The sequence below is a fragment of the Verrucomicrobium sp. genome (genome assembly GCA_028283855.1).
In the GTDB taxonomy this organism is placed as follows: Bacteria; Verrucomicrobiota; Verrucomicrobiia; order Methylacidiphilales; family GAS474; genus GAS474.
The window spans coordinates 607255-625338 of record JAPWJX010000003.1 but is presented as its reverse complement, the minus strand read 5'-3'; the positions used below and the strand labels follow the sequence as shown (position 1 = coordinate 625338).

Genomic DNA, 18084 nt, shown 5'->3' with positions numbered 1-18084 from the left:
CGCCGGCTTAATGCTGGCCCGGACCCGGGGGCGCGTTTTGCATTTTGGCGGCCACCTTCCCCGCGAAATCGCGCAGGCGCGCGTCCTCCTGCGGGTTGGCGGCCATCGCCCGCAGGGCGGGCGCCGCCTGCGGGTCGCGGAGGGAAAAGAGCGCCAGCACCGCCTCCCCGCGCACCTTCAGCTCGGGATCGGCCAGCGCCTTGCGGACGGACGGCAGCGCCTCCGGGTCCCGCGCCGCGCCCAGGGCGCGCAGCGCGTCCTGGCGGAGCCCCGCGTCCGGCGAGGCGAGGAAGCCGACGAGGGCCGGCGTGGCGCGGCGGTCCTGCACCGCCGCCAGGGCCAGCGCGGCGGCGCGCGCGCGGGCCGGGTCGCCGCTTTGCAGGGCGCGGACATACGGATCGGCTCCGGCGGAGGAGACCAGGAGGGCCAGCGCCCCTTCCGCCGCGTGGCGGACGGCGGCATCCGGATCGTGCAGCGCGCCGAAGAGGGGCTCGACCGCGCGCGCGTCCCCCAGCTTGCCGAGGGCCAGGGCCGCCTCCGAGCGGGTGAACCACCACGGATCCTTCAGCCCCTCGACCAGGGCCGGGGCGGCGGCGGGCTGGCGCAGCTCTCCCAGGGCGGCGGCGGCGGCGCGCCGCACCTCCTGGTCCTTGTCCCGCCGGAGGGACTTTTCCAAACCCTCCCGCGCGTCGGCCGCGCCGACAAGGCCCAGAGCCTGCGCGGCGGCGGCGCGGAGGGCCGGGTCCCGGTCGTCCAGCGCGTCGCGCAGGACGGGGTCGCTTGGGGAGAGTCCGGCGGGCGCCGCCAGCTGGCGGTAGCAGAGGCAGGCCAGGTCGATCCGGCCCGCCCGGAGGAGGAGGCGGACCTGGGCCCGGCGCAGCGCCTTGCTGCCCGGGTCGCGGGCCACGCCGTCCTGGAGAAGGGCGAAGGCCTGGCGCATGTCCCCCGCCTTGGCCAGAGTTTCCGCCTGTGCGGAGAGTGTCCCGGTCCCGCCCGCAGGCGGCCAGGCAGAGGAGGAGGAGAAGGGCGGCGCCCTGTCGGAATCGGATCATCGCTTTAGGCCCGGTTGGCGGAGTGGAGTTATCGGCGCTCCCTCTCTTTCGGGCAAGGGGAAACGCCCGCTTGCCCCCCGCCCCGAAGGGACTATGATGTCCGCCTCCATGACCGCCACCGTCCCCCCCGCCACGCCGCCGCTCCAAGCGGCCGGGGCCGATTGGGCGGCGGCCGTCGCGCCCGTCGCCGGGGCGCTGCGGGAGCTCGACGCGCGGCTCCACGCCCAGGCGGCGGAGTTCGATCCCGGCATCGCCCCCTTCCTGGAATACGCCCTCGACAGCCAAGGCAAGCGTCTGCGCCCCGTCCTGGCCCTCCTTTCCGGGGCCGCCACCCGGCCCGACGGCGCGCCCGACGCCCTCCACGTCGACCTGGCCATGGTCATGGAAATGATCCACCTGGCCACCCTGGTCCACGACGACATCATGGACGGCGCCGAACAGCGCCGGGGGCGGCCCACCGCCTCCCTCCGCTGGGGCCCCGACCTGGCCGTCCTCCTGGGCGACTGCCTCTTTTCCCACGCCCTGCGCCTCTGCGCCCGCCGCTTTTCCCAGGAAGTGAGCCAGGAAATCTCCAGCGCCGTCTGCGAGGTCTGCACCGGCGAGATCCTGCAGACGCGCCGCCGCTTCGACCTGGACCTCTCCCTGGAAGACTACCTCCGCATCCTGCGCATGAAGACGGCGGAGCTTTTCCGCGTGGCCTGCCTGCTGGCCGGGCGCCTCTCCGGCGCGCCCGCCGCCGCGTGCGACGCGCTGGGCCGCTACGGCGAGGCCCTGGGCGTGGCCTACCAGATCTACGACGACTGCCTCGACCTCCTCGGCCGCGAGGAGGAGGCGGGCAAGACCCTGGGCACCGACCTGGAGCGCGGCAAGCTGACCCTTCCCTTCCTCTACCTTCTCCAGGCCCTCTCCGGCGCGGAGCGGGAGGCGGCCGCCCAAGCCCTCCTCCACGGCACCCCGGCGGAACGCGCCGCCCTCGTCGCCCAGGCGCGGGAGCGCGGGATGCTCGCCAAGTCCCTCGCCTTTCTGGACAAGCACCTGGCCGCCGCCGCCGAGGCGCTGGCCGTCCTGCCCCCTTCCGCCGCGCGGGAAAGCCTGGCCGCCATCGCCGCCTCCGTGGGCCGCGCCGCCGCCGCGCTGACATGAGCGGGCGCGACTCCGGGGAATGGAGCGACCAGGAACTGGTCCGCCAGACCCAGGCGGGCGATCCCGGCGCGTTCGACCAGCTGGTCCTCCGCTACGAGGGCCGCATCAAGGCGCTGCTCTACGGCATCCTCCTCAACCACGAGGAGGCGGAAGACGCCGCCATCGAGACCTTCTTCAAAGCCTTCCGCTCCATCGCCCACTTCCGCGGGCAGGCCCAATTTTCCACCTGGCTCTACCGCATCGCCAAGAACACCGCCTACAACGCGCTGCGCCGCCTGCGCCGCCGTCCGGCCATCCTGCCGCCCCCGCCCGACGGGGACGACGACCTGCAGGAGAACTTCCACTTCATCGACAAGAACCCGGCGTCCGACGTCCTGCGCCAACTCGGAAACCAGGAACTGCAAAATAAATTGAACGAATGCCTCCGGCTCTTGTCTGAAGATCACAGGATGGTCGTCACGCTGTTCGATATCCAGGGGGTGGCGCATGCGGAAATCGCGCGGATCATGGGCTGCTCGGAGGGGACGGTGCGTTCCCGGCTTCATTACGCGCACAAACAATTGCAACAGCTCCTGAAAAACTATAAATAAGGGGCCCCCGGTCCCGGCTTTCACCCGCTTTCCCACGGCCTGTTCCCTATGTCGCAGATCGACCCCTCCCTCGCCATCCTCCTGCGCGCGCGCCGGGAGATGTATTCCCGCACCGCCTCCGTCCTGCCCCGGCTCCACCGCCGCCTCCACCGCGCCGCGATGGAAAAGACCTCCCTGCGCCAGGCCACTGCGCCGCCGCGTGGCCGAGGCCTTTGAGCGGTTCCTCTGGCCGGAAGGGGCCCGCCTGCGCGCCGTCCTGGCCGTGCTGGCCCTCGCCGCCTTCGCCGCCGCCGCCTGGCTGGCCGTCGGCCTGCCGCAGGGGAGCCCGCCCGCCCTGGCTCAGCATCCGGGCCAGCCCCTGCCCGCCCACGCCACGCCCGCCGCCCCGGAACTCTTCGTCCTGGCCGGCGTCCCGGCTTCCGCCGATGAGATCGTCTCTTTCTAGGCTCCTCGGCCTCTTCCTCCTGGCCACCGCCGCCGCGCGGGGCCAGAACGCGCCCGCCTCCGTCTTCGACGCCATCGGCACCCAGGTGGACAAGGTCTTCGCCTCCGCCAAGCCCGCCCTGGCCCTCGTCCGCGCGCAGCAGGAAAGCTTCCGCACCGCGGGCACCGGCTTCTTCATCGACGGGGACGGCACGCTGCTCACCACCGCCTCCCTTCTCCTGCCGCCGCAGGCCCCCTTTCCCGCGGACAAGCCCGCCGTCACCGTCGAGACGGGCGGCAAGGTTCTCCCCGCCGCGATCGTCGGCGTCGACCCGCGCACCGGCGTGGCCGTGCTGAAGGTGGCGGGCAGCCACCCCTACCTGACCCTGCCGGTCGCCGCCGACGCGGCCGCCGTCAAGCCCGCCACGCCGGTCGTCGGCGCGGGCTTCCCCTTCGACCTCCCCGCCGCGCCCCTCTTCGGCATGGTGACGGGGTGCGACAGCCAGTGCCTGGGCCGCTTCTTCGCCACCAGCCACCTGCGCACCACCCTGGCCGTCGCCCCCGGGCAGCTCGGCGGGCCGGTTTTGGACGGCAAGGGGAACGTCCTGGGCATGATGGTCGTCTCCGCCGACGAGCGGAAGACCACCTACGCCCTGCCCGCCGCCGCCCTGGGCAAGGTGGCGGAGGACCTGCGCCTCCACGGACGCGTCCTGCACGGCTGGGTCGGCGTCGGCGTCGATCCGGGGGCCGACGGCGTCCGCATCGCCCAGATCTTCACCGGCACGCCCGCCGCCGCCAGCGGCCTGGAGCCGGGGGACACCGTGCTGAAGATCGACGGCCGCGCCATGCGCCACCCGTGCGACGTGATCGACGCCTCCTTCTTTTCCCGCGTGGGGGAGGAGATGAGCGTCGTCGTCGACCGCGGGGGCAAGACCCTGACCTTCGCCTTCCCCGTCGGCGAGCGGCCGGAACGGATGCCCGTGGCCGTGGCCCGCGGCGCCCAGCCCGCCCCCGGCGCGCCCGCCGTCCACGTCCTGAAGGCCAGCGCCGTGGCCGCTTCCCAGGACTGATCCCGAACAGAAAAAAGCCCGCGCCGCGTTTTCCGCGGGCGGGCTTTTTTCGTGTTCCGGCGGGGGAGCCTTACTTCTTCAGCGAGGCGCGCACCGTCTCGAGCGTCCCGGCGGCGCCGAGCTTTTCATTCTTGTGCGCGATGAACTTGGCGTATTCCTCGACGAAGGTCTTGCCGGGGGGACGGAAGTCGAAGTGCGTCCGCGTGGTCGCGGAAGTATTCGCGGTGAACGCGGGTCCAGACCAGGCGGCCGTCCGTGTCGATGTTGATCTTGGTCACGCCCAGCTTGGCGGCGGGCAGGTACTCGTTCTCGTCGACGCCGCAGGCGCTCGGGTCGAGCTTGCCGCCGGCGGCGTTGATCCGGCGGACCTCCTCCGCGGGGACGCTGGAGCTGCCGTGCATGACGATGGGGGTGCCGGGAATCTTCTCCTGGATCTCCTTGATCACGTCGAAGTGGAGGGACTGGTGCCCCTTGAACTTGTAGGCGCCGTGGCTGGTGCCGATCGCGGCGGCCAGGGAATCGCAGCCGGTCTGCTTCACGAACTCGACGGCTTCCGTGGGGTCGGTCAGGCAGGCGTGGCCCTCGTCGACCTTGATGTCCTCCTCGACGCCGCCGAGCTTGCCCAGCTCCGCCTCGACGCTCAGGCCCTTGGCGTGGGCCCGCTCCACGACGCGCTTGGTGATGGCGACGTTGGTGCGCGAAGTCCTCATGGGAGGCGTCGATCATGACCGAGCTGTAGAAGCCGGAATCGATGCAGTCGTAGCAGGTCTCCTCGTCGCCGTGGTCGAGGTGGACGGCGAAGATGTTCTCCGGATACATCTCCGAGGCGGTGCGGATGAGGGCCTCAAGCATGCGCTTGTCGGCGTATTTCCGCGCGCCCTTGGAAAGCTGGATGATGAAGGGGGCCTTGGAGTCGGAACAGCCTTTGAAGAGGCCGAGGATCTGCTCCATGTTGTTCACGTTGTAGGCGCCGATGGCGAACTTGCCGTAGGCGACCTTGAAGAGCTGCGCGGTGGTGACGATCATAGGTGGGCCCTCAACAAAACGCCAAAAGGGGCCTTTTGGCAAGTTTCGCAAGCCGGGGCTCTTTTCAAAGGGCCCGCCGCATTCTAGAATCCCTCCCTCATGCCGCGCCCCCGCCCCGACACCGCCCTGGTCCTCGCCGGGCACGGCTCCACCGTCAACGCCGACTCCAGCAGGGCCGACCTACCGCCACGCCGACCTGCTGCGGGAAAGCGGCCTCTTCGCGGAAGTGCACGAGTGCTTCTGGAAGGAGGAGCCAAACTTCCGCCACGTATTAGAGGGGGTCGACGCGCCCCGCGTCTACGTGGTGCCCGACTTCATCAGCTCCGGCTATTTCACGGAGGAGGTGATCCCCCGGGAGCTGGGCCTCTCCGGCCCCGTCACCCGCCGGGGGGAGCAGGAGATCTATTACTGCGAGCCGGTGGGCCTCCACCCAGCGATGACCGGCGTCCTCCTGGAGCGCGCGGCGGAGGTGACGGCGGGCGCGCCGCCCGATCCGGCGCGGACCGCCCTCTTCCTCATCGGCCACGGCACGGGCCTGAACGACAACTCGACGAAGGTGGTCTACGAGCAGGCCGCCCGCATCCGGGAACGCGGCCCCTACGCGGAGTGCCACGCGGCCTTCATGGAGCAGGCCCCCTTCATCAAGGACTGGCGGGAGACGACGGCGCTGCCGCACGTCATCGCCGTCCCCTTTTTCATCGCCGACGGGCTCCATTCCTACGAGGACATCCCCGTCCTCCTGGGGATGACGGAGAACGTGCGGGAGCACGGCTTCCGCAACCCGCACCCGATCGGCGGCCGGACGCTCTGGTACGCCAGCGCGATCGGCACCGATCCCCGGATCGCCGAGGTGGTCCTGGCCCAAGTGGAGAATTTCGATGCGCGGCACGGCGTGGCTTGAGGCGCGGCTAGGGGAAGGCCCGCAACAGCTGGGCCAGATCTGGATCGCGGGCGGCGCGCTCCGCCACATCGACGACCGGGACGCCGCGGAAGGCTCCCTCGCCCCCCTGGCCGATCTGGCCGCCCTGCGGGAGACGGTGAAGACGGACGACGGCGGAAATTTCCGCCCCCTGCGCGGCGCGCCGACGCTGCGGCGCGGCTGGCGCTCCCCCATCCTGGCCGCGCCCGCGCTGGCGCGGTGGCTCAACGTCCTCTACCCCGGGGCGCTGGCCTTCGCGGAGCTGGGCGGGGCGCTTCCCGTCACCCCCTTTGAGGAGACCGCCCGGCGGCAGACCGGGATGTACCGCCTGCTCCACGCGGCGACGCCGGAACAGGCGCGGCGGACGATCGAGGAGGTCTGCGACGCGGGCTGCCTGCGCCAGCGCCTCTGGAGCGGCGGCCCGGCCCGCGCGGAGGGTCTCCCCCTCCTCTGCCCGGAGGCGTGCAACTACTTCGTGGGCCGCTGCCGGGAATCGCTCGCGGCGGCGCGGGCATAAAAAAGCCGCCGCTTCCCCGGAGGGAGGCGGCGGCTTTCTTTTGCCTAAGAGATTAGGCGCGGCCCAGGTAGCGGCCGTCTTCCGTGCTGATCTTGAGCAGCTCCCCTTCCTTGATGAAGAGGGGGACCTGGACGGCCAGGCCGGTTTCCATGACGGCCATCTTCTGGACGTTGTTGGCGGAGTCGCCGCGAACGCCTTCGGGGGAATCGGTGACCTTGAGGGTGACGCTGGAGGGCAGCTCGACCTCGGCGGCCACCTCGTCGGTGAAGAGGACGTCGACGGACTGGTTTTCCGTCAGGTAGTCCTTGATCTTGCCCACCAGCTCGCTCGACAGGGTGAGGGAGTCGAAGGTGACGGGGTCGATGAAGTTGTAGTCGTCGCCGTCCTTGTAGGAGAACTCGTACTTCTTGCGGGTGATGGGGACGACGTCGAGCTTGTCCGTGGAGCCGAAGCGCTCGACGGAGGACTTGCCGGTCTTCAGGTTGCGGATGGTCATCTGGACGAAGGCGCGCAGGTTGCCGGGGGTGCGGTGCTGGGTTTCCAGCACGATGCAGACGGCCCCGTTGAACTTGATGGCCTGGCCGCGGCCGATGTCGTTGGCGTTGGGCATAATAGTCTCTCTTTTCCTTAAACGATGCGGTGTTTGGTGATGTCCTGGGCGTCGACCAGGCCGACGGGCCGGTTAGTATCGTCGACGACCACCAGGTCGTCGATCCGATTTTTCTGGAAGAGGGAGAGGACCTCGACGGCCAGCTTGTCGACGCGGACGGTGACGGGCTTCGGCGTCATGACGGCCTTCAAGGGCAGGTCGCCCACCTTGGCGTCCCGCTCGTAGCGGCGGATGAAGTCGCCGTGGGTGAAGATGCCGGCCAGCTTGCCGTTTTTCTTCACGACGACGACGGCGCCGGTCCGCTTCAGATTCCACTGCTTGAGGGCGTCGCGCACGCGGGCCTCCTCCGGCAGGACGGCCAGGCTGGCGGCCGGGCGCATGACGTCGAAGACTTTCAGGAGGAGGCTCTTCCCCAGGTTTCCGCCGGGGTGGAGGCGGGCGAAGTCGTCCTTGCGGAAGCCCCGCTCCTCCAAAAGGACCATGGCCAGGGCGTCGCCCATGGCCAGCATGGCGGTGGTGCTGGCGGTGGGAGCCAGGTTGTGCGGGCAGGCCTCCTTCGGCACGCGGACGTCCAGGACGGCGTCGGCGTGGCGGGCCAGGGTGGAATGGGCGCGGCCGGTGAGGGCGACGATCTTCAGGTCGTCCCGGTCCAGGACGGGAAGGAGGCGGAGCAGCTCGTCGGTCTCCCCGCTGTAGCTCAAGAGGATGAGGGCGTCCCCTTCCGAGACGACGCCCAGGTCGCCGTGGATGGCGTTGACCGGGTCGAGGACGACGGCGGGCGCGCCGGTGCTGGTCAGGGTGGCGGCCAGCTTCTGGCCGATGGCGCCCGACTTGCCGATGCCGCAGACGACGATTTTCCGCCCCCGCTTGAGGGCGGCGGCCAGGATGCCGACCGCCTCCGGAAAAGAGGGGCCCAGGTGGCGTTGGACAAGGCGGAGGCCTTCCAGCTCGATCTGGATGACGCGGCGGGCCTTTTGCAGGGCGTTCATGGGGAAGTGTTTTTCTAGAGCGGCCCTTTTGAATTAACAAGGCCCGTCCGCGCCGGGTAACGTCAGCCCCCATGCGTCCCCGGCTCCTTTTCCTTGGCAGCGCCCTGGCGCTCGTCGGCGTCCTGGCCTGCCTCTGGCTGCCGGAGGGGCCCAGCAAAAAAGAGATCTTCGTCCCCCTGGCGAAGGCGGCCGACTTCGAGCGCGGCTGCCTCTCCGTCCACGGGCCGGTCTGGTGGACGCCCTTCTACCTCCAGGGGCAGAGCTGGGCCGGTTTTTGGTCGACGCCCCTGAGCGTGGCCTGGCTGGAGGCGGGCCGCCTCCTCTTCCATCCGTGGGGGCCGCTGGTCGGCTACAAGATGGCCGCGCTTTTGGCTCTCCTGGCGGCGGGGGCGGCGATGTACGCCTTTGTCGAAGAGCTGGCCGGCTCCGCCTGGACCGCGGCGGCGGCCGGGTTTTTCTACCTCCTCGCCCCGGAAACCTGCCTCGCCCTGGGGGAGAACGAGCATCTGGCCTTCGGCGGCGCGGGGCTTTGCTTTGCCATGCTGCCCCTGGCCTGCCGGGGTCTCCTGCGCCTGCGGCGCGGGGCGGAGGAAAAGGTTTTCCCCGGAGGGCGGCTGGCGGTGGCGCTGCCCGTCGGCGCGTTCTTCCTCCTGGCAACGAAGATGGCCGTCCTCTCCCTGCCGCTCCTGGGCCTCTACGCGCTCTGGCTGCGGGGCGACCTGCGGGACGCCTACGCGCGCCACCGCTTCACCTGGGCCGCGCTGGCGGGGCTTTTCTGGGGCGGCGTCCTGGGCGGGTTGCCGCTCCTGCCCCTCCTGCGGGAAGAGCCGTGGATGACCCTCTTCTCCACCGATCCGCTCCTCCAATGGCAGTCGGTATTCACGCTGAAGACCCCCTTCTCCTGGCTCGACCGCGGCGGCGACCTCCTCCTCCACGCGCCGCCGACGATGCAGTTCTCCGGCAAGGCCTTCTACGTCGGCCTCCTCTGGGCGGCGGCGCTGGCCGGGGCCTTCCTGGCCCGCGGGCCGTGGCGCGGATGGCTGGCCACGCCCGCCGGGCGGCAGTGCCGCCTCTTCACCGCGCTGGCGCTCGGCTTCGCCTGGCTCTCCTACGGCTTTCTTTCCCCCTGGATGGGGCAGCGCGTCCTCCTGCAGGCGGGGACCCTGATGCCGGGCTGGGCCATGCCGGTCCTCTGGGCCGCGCTGCTCCTGCAGGCGGCGCTGGTCTACCGGCTGGCGGCGTTCTGGCTCGCCGGACGGGCGCACCGCCTCCTGGCGACGCTCGTCTTCGTCTTCGTCTCCGGATTCGCGGCGCTGCAGATGATCCCGCCCTTCGGGCAGGTGCGCGCTCCTTCCGCGTTCTGGATGCTCAACGGCACGTTCTGCGTGGCGGTGGCGGGCGCGCTGGCGCTGCGGGCCGCCGTCGCCCGGCTGACGCCCCTGCCCGATCCCCGGCGGCGCGCCCGCGTCCGCGCGGCGATCCTCGCCGCGGTCGTGGCCCTGCTCTGGCTCGACTTTTCCCCCTACCTCGCCGCCTTTTCCCGCCAGGGGCTGCCGGAACCGGTCTGGCGCGACTTCCAGGAAGCGGCGGCCTTCCTCAAGGCGCAGCCGTGGGGCTACGTCCAGTCCATCTCCGGCCGCTACTTCGACCTTCTCCTGCCGCAGTGGGCGAACAAGCCGCTGACCTGCGAGGCCGCGACCAGCTACTTTCAGCCCCGCTGGATCCGCCCCTACCAGAACCTGGCGCGGGACAACGGCGACGCCTTCGACACGATGCTGCCCGCCTCCGGCGTCGGCTACGTCCTGGTCGACCGGCTCGACCCGATCTTCGATCCCTCCCTCTTCGCCTACCTCAAGCAGCGGCGGCCCACGCTCTTCGAGAACGCGGGGTTCACCGTCTTCGGCTCCCCGCGCAGCATCGCCCCCGCGCTGGCGACGGGGCGCGTCGTCTCCCTGCCGCCCCGCGCGCCGATGGGCCGCGCCCTGGGAGAAATCGGCCAGGACCGCTGGCCGATCGACCGGGGCCCCGGCACGCCGCCAGACGCGCCCGCGCCCGCGCCGGGGAGCGAGGAAGGCAGCATCCGCCTGCGCCCCGCCCGGCCCCGCGCCGCCGATTACCACACCGTCTCCTTTTCCTTCACGCCGCCGGGCCAGCCGTGGGTCATCCTGCCGGAGTCTTACCACCCGGACTGGAAGGCCGAGTCCGACGGGCGCCCCGTCCCCGTCTACCGGGCGGCCGGGTGCCTTTTGGCCGCGCGCGCGGCGCGGGAAGGCGCGGGAATCACGTTCCGCTTCACGCCGCCCTGGTGGTACAACGGCGCGCTTTTGGCCGCCGCGCTGGCGTGGGTGGCCTCCCTTCTAGCCTGGCTACGCCGGACGCAGGTCTAAAAACGCCTCCGCCACCCGCTGCGGCGGCAGGTCCTGGACGCAGGCGAAGTCGATGCCCGCCGGGCAGGAGAGGGGCTTGGCGGAATATTCGAAGCAGGGCTGGCAGGGCAACCCCAGGGAGACGACCCGGTGCGGCACGCCCCAGGGGCGGACGTAGGCCGGGTTCGTCGGCCCGAAGAGCGCCACGGAGGGGAGCCCCCGGAAGGAAGCCAAATGGAGGAGCCCCGCGTCATTCCCGATGAAGGCGGCGCAGCGGTCGAGAAGCGCGGCGCACTCCAGGATGCTCTCCGGCGCGGCGCGGCGGGCCAGCTCCGGCGGCAGCGCGGCGGCCAAAAGGTCGGTCCGCTCCCGGTCGCTCGCCCCCTCGAAGAGGAGGAAGGCGGCGCCGGGCCGGTGCCGCGCGATTTCCCGCAGCGCCTCGGCGAAGCGCCTCGGCGGGTAGCAGCGGCGGTTCTGGTTTTTAAGCGGATTGGACCCCGCATGGACGGCGACGACCGCGCGCCCCGCGCGCCACGCCTCCATCTCCGCCCAGCGCCGCGCGGCGGCCGCCTCCGCCGCCGCCGGGATGCGGAGGGCGGCGCGCGGCCACTCCCCGGACAACCCGGCCGGCCTGAGCCCCGCCGCGGCCAGGAGGTCGAGGTTTCCCTCCACCGCGTGGCGGTCCGGCCGCTGCGGGGCGCGGACCTGGTTGAGAAAGCCGAGGCTGCCGAGCGGGTCCCGGCGGTAGCGGTGGGCCAGGCGGCGGGCGGGACCGGAAAGGAAATTGGCCAGGTTGTATTCCAGGCGGTTGGAGCCGTAGGGGATGACGCCCCAGTCGAAGCGCCGCCGCCGCAGCCCCAGGAAAAAGGCGAGACCCCCCGCCTTCGACCCGGCCAGGAAATCGTGGTCGATCACCTCGTCCACCAAGTCGACGTTTTCCAAAAGCTCCCGCACGGAGGGGAACATGGTCAGCGCCGTGACGCGCAGCCCGGGATCGGCCCGCTTCCAGGCGGCCAGGGCGGGGAGAAAGAAAAGGGTGTCACCCAGGCCGGAGAGGTTGAAGACGAGGGCCTTTGCCATCAGGTCCTGGCATAACATAGTTCTGGCGCTCTGCGGAAGGCCGATTAGCTTGGAGGGAGTGGGCCGCGCGCTGATCGTCATCCCGACCTACCGGGAGCTGAACAACCTCCGGGAGCTTCTCCCGCACCTGGCCGCGTACCGGGACCGCTTCGACATCCTTCTGGTCAACGACGAGGCCGGGGACGGCACCGGCGACTGGGTCCGCACCCATCCCGACTACGGCCAGACCCTTTTCCTTTTGGAACGCCCCGGCAAGCAGGGCCTGGGCACCGCCTACCGGGAAGGCTTCCGCTGGGCGCTGGCGCGGGACTACGCCTCCGTCTTCGAGATGGACGCCGACCTCTCCCACGCGCCCGACGCCCTGCCCGCGCTCCTGGCCGCCCTGGAGACGTGCGACGTCGTCGTCGGCTCCCGCTACCTGGAAGGGGTCCGCATCCTCAACTGGCCCATCTCCCGCCTCCTCCTCTCCCTCACCGCCGCCCAATACGCCCGCTTTCTCACCGGGCTGCCGCTGACCGACCCCACGAGCGGGTTCAAGGGCTTCCGCCGCCGGGTCCTGGAGCGGATCGACCTGGGCCGCGTCCACTCCACCGGCTACGCCTTCCAGATCGAAATGAACTTCCTGGCCTGGTGGAAAGGCTTCCGCCTCGCCGAAGTGCCGATCGTCTTCACCGACCGGCACGAGGGCGACTCCAAGATGTCCGGCGCCATCGTCCGCGAAGCGGTGTGGGAGGTCTTCCGGCTCGGGTTGCGGCGGCTTTTCTCGAAACGGGCAACAAGGCCGTAGGAGCCGGACGGACTGGTCATCGCGCAAGGGCCGGGCCGACGCGGCGGGGAGGTCCAGGAGGGGGCGCCCGCCCCCTCATGCGTCTGTAAACACCCCGCTTCCGGTGGGCGGCGCGCTGGCGCTGGCGCGGTAAAGTTGGGCCCCCAGATCGCTTCCTGCGCTGGCGCGTCACTTATGGCCGCATGATTCCGTTCCGGCTCAGTTGAGTGCGTCGTGGGCTTTCCTTTGAATTTAGGGTCGTCCTTCCCGCGTCCTCTTCGCCCGGCGGGCCGCTGCCCGGGCGGACTCACCTCCTGCCGGACCGGCGGGCCCCGACCCGCAGACCGGAGACGGCGCCCCACGGCCCAGGCCACCCAAGGAGTCAGGAAGCGACCCAAGGGCCCAACTTTACCGCGCCAGCGCCAACGCGCCCTCTTCCAAACAAAACGCTTACAGACGCAAGGGGGGGCGCAGCCCCCCCTTGGATCCCCGCTTCCCGCTTGTCAGGCCGCCAATGCCGATCGACACTAGGAGCCTATGACGACGCCTCGGGCCTACCTCGACCACAACGCGACCACCCCCATCGCCCCCGAGGTCTTCGAGGCCATGGTCCCCTTCCTCACCGAGCAGTACGGCAACCCCTCCAGCGCCTACGACTTCGGCAAAAGCGCCGGGGCCGCCGTCGCCCGCGCGCGGGAGCAGCTCGCCTCCCTCCTCAATTGCGAGCCGCGCGAACTCCTCTTCACCAGCTGCGGCACCGAGTCCGACAATGCCGCCATCCTCTCCGCCCTGCGCACGACGGGGAAGAAGCACCTCGTCACCACGCAGGTGGAGCATTCCGCCGTCCACAAGCTCTGCGAGGACCTGGAGACGCGCGGCTACCGGGTGACCTGGCTGCCCGTCGCCGAGGACGGCACGCTCGACCCCTCCCAGGTCGACGAGGCGATCCACGACGACACCGCCGTCGTCAGCGTCATGTGGGCCAACAACGAGACCGGCGTCCTCTTCCCCGTGGAGGAGATCGCCGCCCTCTGCCGCACGCGCGGCGTCCTCTTCCACACCGACGCGGTGCAGACCGTCGGCAAGCTCCCCATCGACCTCTCCGGCGGCCAGGGGCCCGACTTCCTGGCCCTCTCCGGCCACAAGCTCCACGCCCCCAAGGGCATCGGCGCCCTCTACATCCGCTCCGGCGTCCGCTTCGTCCCCTTCCAGATCGGCGGCGGGCAGGAACGGGAACGGCGCGGCGGCACGGAAAACGTCCCCTACATCGTCGGCCTGGGCCGCGCGGCGGAGCTTTCCGCCGAGAATCTGCTGGAGGAGGAAACCCGCACCCGCGCCCTGCGCGACAAGCTGGAGGCCGCCCTCCTGCGCGTCCCCGGCGCGGCCCGCAACGGCCACGCCACGCTCCGCCTGCCGAACACGGCCAGCCTCCGCTTCGAGGGGGTGGAGGCCGAGGCGGCCCTCCTGGCCCTCAACAAGCGCGGCATCTGCGCCTCCGCCGGGTCGGCGTGCACCACGGGGAACCTCGCCCCCTCCCACGTCCTCACCGCCATGGGCCTTTCCGCCGCCGACGCGCGCGGCACCCTCCGCTTCTCCCTTTCCCACATGACGACCGACGCGGAGATCGACTACGCCCTGGGCGCGATCCCGGAGGCGATCGCCGAGGTCCGCAGCCACCTGCCCGCCACGCTCCAGCCGAAGTAGCCATGCCCGCGCAAACCCAGGTCTTCTTCGACGAGGCGGCCCGCCAGCAGTTCTTCCCCGTCACGCGCAACCGCATCTTCCTGGGCCACGCCGGGGTCTCCCCGCTCCCCCCGCGCGGTGGCGGAGGCCGTCGCCCAGACGGCCCTGGGCGGCATGGCGGAGACGCAGGAGCCGGAGGCCGCCAAGCGGATGGTGGAGGAGGCGCGCGCCTCCTGCGCCGCCCTCTTCGGCGCCCAGGCGGAGGAGATCGCCTTCGTCGGGCCCACCGCCGTCGGCCTCAGCCTGGTCGCCGCCGGGATCGATTGGCAGCCGGGGGACGAGGTCGTCTACTACGCGGAGGACTACCCCTCCAACGTCTATCCCTGGACCGACCTGGCCCGCCAGGGCGTGAAGCCCGTGGCCGTCGAGACGCCGGTCTCCGGCCACCTCACGCCGGAATTGGTCTTCGCCGCGCTGACGTCCCGGACCCGCCTCGTCGCCCTGCCCAGCTGCCACTTCCTCACCGGCTACCGCGTCGACGTGAAGACGATCGGCCGGGAGCTGGCGCGCCGGGACATCCTCTTCTGCGTCGACGCCATCCAGTCCCTCGGCGCCACCCCGCTGGACGCCGCCGACTTCGACTTCCTCTCCGCCGGGGCGCACAAGTGGCTGCTGGGGCCCCTGGGTTCCGGCGTTTTCTACGTGAAGAAAAGCCGTTTCGACCTCCTGCGGCCCATACTCCTCGGCTCGATGAACGTCGTCTCCCCCCGCTTCATCCCGCAGAAGGAGATCGCCTTCCCCGCCCACGCCCGGCGCTATGAGGCGGGCGGGCTAAACGTGGCGGGCATCGCCGGGCTCAACGCCGCCGCCGGGCTGCTCGGCGCGGTCGGCGTCGAGCGGATCGCCGAACGGCTCCTCTCCCTGCACGCCTACGCGGCCGACCTCCTGCGCCACGCCGGGTTCACCGTCCTCTCCGACGCGTTCCCGGAGGAGGCCAAGAGCGGCATCATCACCGCGCACAAGCCGGGAACCGACCTAAAGCCGCTCTTCGACCGGCTGGAGGCGCGGAACATCGCCGCCTCCCTGCGCTGGGACGCCAAGGGGAACGGCTACCTGCGCTTCTCCCCCCACTTCTACAACACCGACCGCGAGCTGGAAGAGACGGCGGAAATCCTGGCCTGACGCCGCTCCTCGCGGAATCCGCGCGCCGTCCGCCCGAAGTGGAAGCCGACGGCAAGGCCCCACGCCCCGCCGACGATCAGGTCGGAAAGGTGGTGGCGCTGCAAGTAAGCGCGCGACCAGCAGACCCCCGCCGCGCCCGCCAAGGCGATCGGCATGAGCGGCGGCACTGCCGCGCCGAGCGCGCCCGCCGTGGCAAAGGACGTCGCCGCGTGGCCGGAGGGAAAGCTGTGGTAGCGGTCGGAGGAACGGAAGCCGCAAAGCCCGTCGCGGACGCCCTCCGCCGTGGCGCAGGGCCGGGGCCGCCCCAGCGAGACGCGCAGCAGCGTGGCCGGAACGCCCGCCACCGCCGCGGCGAGGAAGAGCGCCCAGCCGATGCGGCGCCATTGCCGCCACCGCGGCCCGGCGGCTCCCGCCAGGAAGCAGAGCAGCACCAGCGCCATGGTGCCGGGCAGGAAATCGCCCCAGAAACTAAAGCCCCGCGCCCAGACGCCGGCGCGCCCAGACGCGCCGGGGCAGCGCGCCTCCAAAACGGGCTCGAACGGGTGGGCGGCGCACGCCGCCGCCGCGACGGCCAGCGCAAGGAAAAGCCAGAACCGCCCGGAGGGACGGCGCCGCCATGCGGCGGCGGCCAGATCAACGCCTTCCCGAAACCACGTTTTCATTGCGGGTCGTCTGCACAATAAGTCCGTCCTTCATCTCGTGCACCCAGTCGCACCGCTCGGCGATGGCGGGGTTGTGCGTCACGAGGAGAAGGGCCTTCTGCTGCTCGTGCACCAGGCGGGTGAGCAGGTTGAAGATGCGCTCGGAGTTGACCGAATCGAGGTTGCCGGTCGGCTCGTCCGCCAGGAGCACGGTGGGATCGTTCGCCAGGGAGCGGGCAATGGCGACGCGCTGCTGCTCGCCGCCGGAAAGGTGGCGGCTGGGACGGGCCGCCTTGGCCGCCAGGCCGACCTCCCCCAGGAGATGCCGGGCGCGCTCCCGCATCGCCTGCTCGGAAAGATGGCCGAGCTGCCGCATCGGGATCATGACGTTCTCCTCCGCCGTGAAGTCTTCCAGGAGAAAGTGGAACTGGAAGACAAAGCCGATCAGCTCGTTCCGCTTGAGGGAGGCGGAGCGGTCGTCGAGCGTCCAAACCGGGCTTTGGCCGATCCAGATCTCCCCCGCGTCCGGCGTGTCCAGGAGGCCCAGCAGGTAGAGGAGGGAGCTTTTCCCGCAGCCGGAGGGGCCGACGATGGCGTGGACGCTCCCCGGCTCCAGGGTCAGGGAGACGCCGCGCAGGACGTGGACGCGGGACTCCTCCTGGCCGAGCCAGCGCTCCAGGTTGACGCAGGTGAGACAGGGCAGGGAATCCATGGTCTTTTATTGCCCGGAGCCGCGCAGGGTGTCGACGGGCGGCAGGGAGGCGGCGCGGCGGGCCGGGAAGTAGCTGGCGATGAGCACGGAGGCAAAGGCGATGACCGCCGCCATGACGTAGTGGCGCCACGACCAGGCGACGACGAAGTAGTCCGCGTGGATGATGCCGCGGATCTTCACCGGGATGCGCGACATGCCGAAGGTGAGGATCGCCCCCAGAACGCAGCCGAGGAGGGAGCCGATGCTGGCGACGATGAGCCCCTGGAAGAGGAAGATGTTCTGGATGTCGCTCCGGCGGTAGCCCATGGAGCGGAGGATGGCGATTTCCCGCACCTTGTTGAGCACCGTCATGGTCAGGATGTTGAAGATGCCGAAGCCGGCCAGGAGGATGATGAGGGAGACGGTGATGGCGGCGGAGAGGCGCAGGGTGCGGAAGACGGCCAGGTTCCCCTGCTCCCGCTCCTGCCAGGAGCGCGCGCGGTGGGAGAGCTGGCTTTCCAGCTGCACGGCCAGCTCCGGCGCGCGGTCCGGGTCGCGCAGGCGGACGATGGCGGTGGAGACGGCGTAGGGCATCTTCATGATGCTCTGGGCGGCGGGCTTGTGGACGTAGCCGCGCGTCTCGTCGATGACGTTGATGCCGGTCTGGAAGACGGCCTCCAGGCTGAAAGGCCGCGTCCCCGCCGCGCCGGTGAGGTAGAGGATGTCGCCGATTTTCACCTGCAACTTGTCGGCGATGAGGGCGCCCATCATGATGCCGTAGGGCTTGCGGCGGAAGCGCTCGATGGAGCCCTGGACGATCTGGCCGCCCAGGCTGGTGGCGCGGAGGTGGGCCTCCAGGTCGATGCCGTCGAGCTTGATCACCTCGTCCTTGAAGTCGGTGCGGGCGGTGACGTTCCCCTCCACCACGGGGGCGACGGCGACGACGCCGTTGTATTCCTGCACCGTGCGCAGGAGGAGGTTGGGGTTGGAAAGGCCGCTGTAATACTTGCGCGGCTGCTGGCCGCTGACCGCCACCATGGCGGGCCCCCGGCGGTCGGCCACGCCGTCCCCGTCCGTGTCGACGTCCTGGGCCTTGGCCTTCTCCCCGTCCAGCATGGAGGAGTAGCGGTTCTGGAAGCGGTCGCTGACGACGATGGCGCCGGAGCTGCCCAGCACGGTGTCGATGAAGAACTGCTCGAAGCCCTCCGTCTGCGCCTGGGTGGAAATGAAGAAGGCGACGCCGAGGACGACGCCGGAAAGGCTCATGGTCAGCGCGCGCTTCCGCGCGGCGGTGAACCGGAGGGCGATGTACAGGGAAGGCTTCACCCGCGCAGTC

Annotated in this window: 20 protein-coding genes; 12 read left to right on the top strand and 8 right to left on the bottom strand. The window is 70.8% G+C overall.

The features are described 5' to 3' along the window. Window positions 1-7: 7 nt before the first annotated feature. Entirely contained in the window at window positions 8-940 is a 933-nt protein-coding gene (locus PW734_04255; GenBank protein ID MDE1170413.1) for a HEAT repeat domain-containing protein, read from the bottom strand. Window positions 941-1145: 205 nt separating this feature from the next. On the opposite strand from PW734_04255, the gene PW734_04250 reads away from it, so the two are divergent. Genes PW734_04250 through PW734_04230 form a run of 5 tightly spaced genes read left to right on the top strand, consistent with a single transcriptional unit; the run spans window position 1146 to window position 4278 of the window. Further along, window positions 1146-2195, top strand: coding sequence for a polyprenyl synthetase family protein (locus tag PW734_04250; protein MDE1170412.1), 1050 nt, complete (start codon window positions 1146-1148; stop codon window positions 2193-2195). After that, window positions 2192-2785, top strand: a complete 594-nt coding sequence (locus tag PW734_04245; GenBank protein MDE1170411.1) for a sigma-70 family RNA polymerase sigma factor — start codon at window positions 2192-2194, stop codon at window positions 2783-2785. The genes PW734_04250 and PW734_04245 overlap by 4 nt, the downstream gene beginning before the upstream one ends. Window positions 2786-2833: 48 nt before the next feature. Next, entirely contained in the window at window positions 2834-3001 is a 168-nt protein-coding gene (locus PW734_04240) for a hypothetical protein (GenBank protein MDE1170410.1), read from the top strand. Further along, the gene (locus tag PW734_04235; GenBank protein ID MDE1170409.1) at window positions 2985-3230 is read left to right on the top strand and encodes a hypothetical protein; all 246 of its coding nucleotides are present in this window, start codon (window positions 2985-2987) and stop codon (window positions 3228-3230) included. Before PW734_04240 ends, PW734_04235 begins: the two co-directional genes overlap by 17 nt. Continuing rightward, a complete protein-coding gene (locus PW734_04230; GenBank protein ID MDE1170408.1) occupies window positions 3211-4278 on the top strand; it encodes a S1C family serine protease in 1068 nt (355 codons plus the stop codon). Before PW734_04235 ends, PW734_04230 begins: the two co-directional genes overlap by 20 nt. A 125-nt stretch (window positions 4279-4403) precedes the next feature. On the opposite strand, the gene PW734_04225 is transcribed toward PW734_04230, so the two are convergent. Beyond that, entirely contained in the window at window positions 4404-4988 is a 585-nt protein-coding gene (locus PW734_04225) for a class II fructose-bisphosphate aldolase (protein MDE1170407.1), read from the bottom strand. Here PW734_04225 and PW734_04220 point away from each other — a divergent pair. From PW734_04220 to PW734_04210, 3 genes are read left to right on the top strand one after another with little or no spacing between them, the layout of a single operon-like run. Continuing rightward, a complete protein-coding gene (locus PW734_04220) occupies window positions 4969-5391 on the top strand; it encodes a hypothetical protein (GenBank protein ID MDE1170406.1) in 423 nt (140 codons plus the stop codon). The two genes, PW734_04225 and PW734_04220, sit on opposite strands and share 20 nt — an antisense overlap. Beyond that, a complete protein-coding gene (locus PW734_04215; GenBank protein MDE1170405.1) occupies window positions 5294-6205 on the top strand; it encodes a CbiX/SirB N-terminal domain-containing protein in 912 nt (303 codons plus the stop codon). Before PW734_04220 ends, PW734_04215 begins: the two co-directional genes overlap by 98 nt. Beyond that, window positions 6183-6740: a DR2241 family protein gene (locus PW734_04210; GenBank protein MDE1170404.1), complete on the top strand. Its 558-nt coding sequence runs from the start codon at window positions 6183-6185 to the stop codon at window positions 6738-6740. The genes PW734_04215 and PW734_04210 overlap by 23 nt, the downstream gene beginning before the upstream one ends. A gap of 52 nt (window positions 6741-6792) precedes the next feature. Here the strand turns inward: PW734_04210 and efp are convergent, their stop codons facing one another. Together efp and PW734_04200 are read right to left on the bottom strand one after the other, a co-directional pair. Beyond that, the gene (efp, locus tag PW734_04205; protein ID MDE1170403.1) at window positions 6793-7350 is read right to left on the bottom strand and encodes an elongation factor P; all 558 of its coding nucleotides are present in this window, start codon (window positions 7348-7350) and stop codon (window positions 6793-6795) included. Window positions 7351-7367: 17 nt separating this feature from the next. Next, window positions 7368-8339 carry a KpsF/GutQ family sugar-phosphate isomerase gene (locus tag PW734_04200; GenBank protein ID MDE1170402.1) on the bottom strand — a complete coding sequence of 324 codons (972 nt, stop codon included), beginning with the start codon at window positions 8337-8339 and terminating at the stop codon, window positions 7368-7370. Window positions 8340-8410: 71 nt separating this feature from the next. Here PW734_04200 and PW734_04195 point away from each other — a divergent pair, with 71 nt between their 5' ends. Further along, window positions 8411-10726 carry a hypothetical protein gene (locus PW734_04195; protein ID MDE1170401.1) on the top strand — a complete coding sequence of 772 codons (2316 nt, stop codon included), beginning with the start codon at window positions 8411-8413 and terminating at the stop codon, window positions 10724-10726. Here the strand turns inward: PW734_04195 and PW734_04190 are convergent. Beyond that, on the bottom strand, window positions 10706-11785 hold the full coding sequence (locus PW734_04190) for a glycosyltransferase family 9 protein (GenBank protein MDE1170400.1): 1080 nt from the start codon (window positions 11783-11785) through the stop codon (window positions 10706-10708). The genes PW734_04195 and PW734_04190 overlap by 21 nt on opposite strands. Before the next feature lie 58 nt (window positions 11786-11843). Here PW734_04190 and PW734_04185 point away from each other — a divergent pair, with 58 nt between their 5' ends. The 3 genes from PW734_04185 to PW734_04175 all read left to right on the top strand — a co-directional run bounded on the left by PW734_04185 (window position 11844) and on the right by PW734_04175 (window position 15416). After that, window positions 11844-12572, top strand: a complete 729-nt coding sequence (locus tag PW734_04185) for a polyprenol monophosphomannose synthase (GenBank protein ID MDE1170399.1) — start codon at window positions 11844-11846, stop codon at window positions 12570-12572. Window positions 12573-13088: 516 nt separating this feature from the next. Continuing rightward, complete coding sequence (gene nifS / locus PW734_04180) at window positions 13089-14255, top strand: cysteine desulfurase NifS (protein MDE1170398.1); 1167 nt, start codon at window positions 13089-13091, stop codon at window positions 14253-14255. 117 nt (window positions 14256-14372) lie between these two features. Beyond that, entirely contained in the window at window positions 14373-15416 is a 1044-nt protein-coding gene (locus PW734_04175; protein ID MDE1170397.1) for an aminotransferase class V-fold PLP-dependent enzyme, read from the top strand. On the opposite strand, the gene PW734_04170 is transcribed toward PW734_04175, so the two are convergent. From PW734_04170 to PW734_04160, 3 genes are read right to left on the bottom strand one after another with little or no spacing between them, the layout of a single operon-like run. Next, window positions 15368-16078: a phosphatase PAP2 family protein gene (locus PW734_04170; protein MDE1170396.1), complete on the bottom strand. Its 711-nt coding sequence runs from the start codon at window positions 16076-16078 to the stop codon at window positions 15368-15370. The genes PW734_04175 and PW734_04170 overlap by 49 nt on opposite strands. Further along, complete coding sequence (locus PW734_04165; GenBank protein MDE1170395.1) at window positions 16050-16769, bottom strand: ABC transporter ATP-binding protein; 720 nt, start codon at window positions 16767-16769, stop codon at window positions 16050-16052. Before PW734_04165 ends, PW734_04170 begins: the two co-directional genes overlap by 29 nt. A 6-nt stretch (window positions 16770-16775) precedes the next feature. Continuing rightward, entirely contained in the window at window positions 16776-18074 is a 1299-nt protein-coding gene (locus PW734_04160; GenBank protein ID MDE1170394.1) for an ABC transporter permease, read from the bottom strand. Window positions 18075-18084 lie beyond the last annotated feature (10 nt).

Bases quoted from the DNA above. Each gene is read 5' to 3' on its own strand.
- PW734_04255 (MDE1170413.1), bottom strand. From the start codon at position 940: ATGCGCCAGGCCTTCGCCCTTCTCCAGGACGGCGTGGCCCGCGACCCG.
- PW734_04250 (MDE1170412.1), top strand. From the start codon at position 1,146: ATGATGTCCGCCTCCATGACCGCCACCGTCCCCCCCGCCACGCCGCCG.
- PW734_04245 (MDE1170411.1), top strand. From the start codon at position 2,192: ATGAGCGGGCGCGACTCCGGGGAATGGAGCGACCAGGAACTGGTCCGC.
- PW734_04240 (MDE1170410.1), top strand. From the start codon at position 2,834: ATGTCGCAGATCGACCCCTCCCTCGCCATCCTCCTGCGCGCGCGCCGG.
- PW734_04230 (MDE1170408.1), top strand. From the start codon at position 3,211: ATGAGATCGTCTCTTTCTAGGCTCCTCGGCCTCTTCCTCCTGGCCACC.
- PW734_04225 (MDE1170407.1), bottom strand. From the start codon at position 4,988: ATGAGGACTTCGCGCACCAACGTCGCCATCACCAAGCGCGTCGTGGAG.
- PW734_04210 (MDE1170404.1), top strand. From the start codon at position 6,183: ATGCGCGGCACGGCGTGGCTTGAGGCGCGGCTAGGGGAAGGCCCGCAA.
- efp (MDE1170403.1), bottom strand. From the start codon at position 7,350: ATGCCCAACGCCAACGACATCGGCCGCGGCCAGGCCATCAAGTTCAAC.
- PW734_04200 (MDE1170402.1), bottom strand. From the start codon at position 8,339: ATGAACGCCCTGCAAAAGGCCCGCCGCGTCATCCAGATCGAGCTGGAA.
- PW734_04195 (MDE1170401.1), top strand. From the start codon at position 8,411: ATGCGTCCCCGGCTCCTTTTCCTTGGCAGCGCCCTGGCGCTCGTCGGC.
- PW734_04190 (MDE1170400.1), bottom strand. From the start codon at position 11,785: ATGGCAAAGGCCCTCGTCTTCAACCTCTCCGGCCTGGGTGACACCCTT.
- nifS (MDE1170398.1), top strand. From the start codon at position 13,089: ATGACGACGCCTCGGGCCTACCTCGACCACAACGCGACCACCCCCATC.
- PW734_04170 (MDE1170396.1), bottom strand. From the start codon at position 16,078: ATGAAAACGTGGTTTCGGGAAGGCGTTGATCTGGCCGCCGCCGCATGG.
- PW734_04165 (MDE1170395.1), bottom strand. From the start codon at position 16,769: ATGGATTCCCTGCCCTGTCTCACCTGCGTCAACCTGGAGCGCTGGCTC.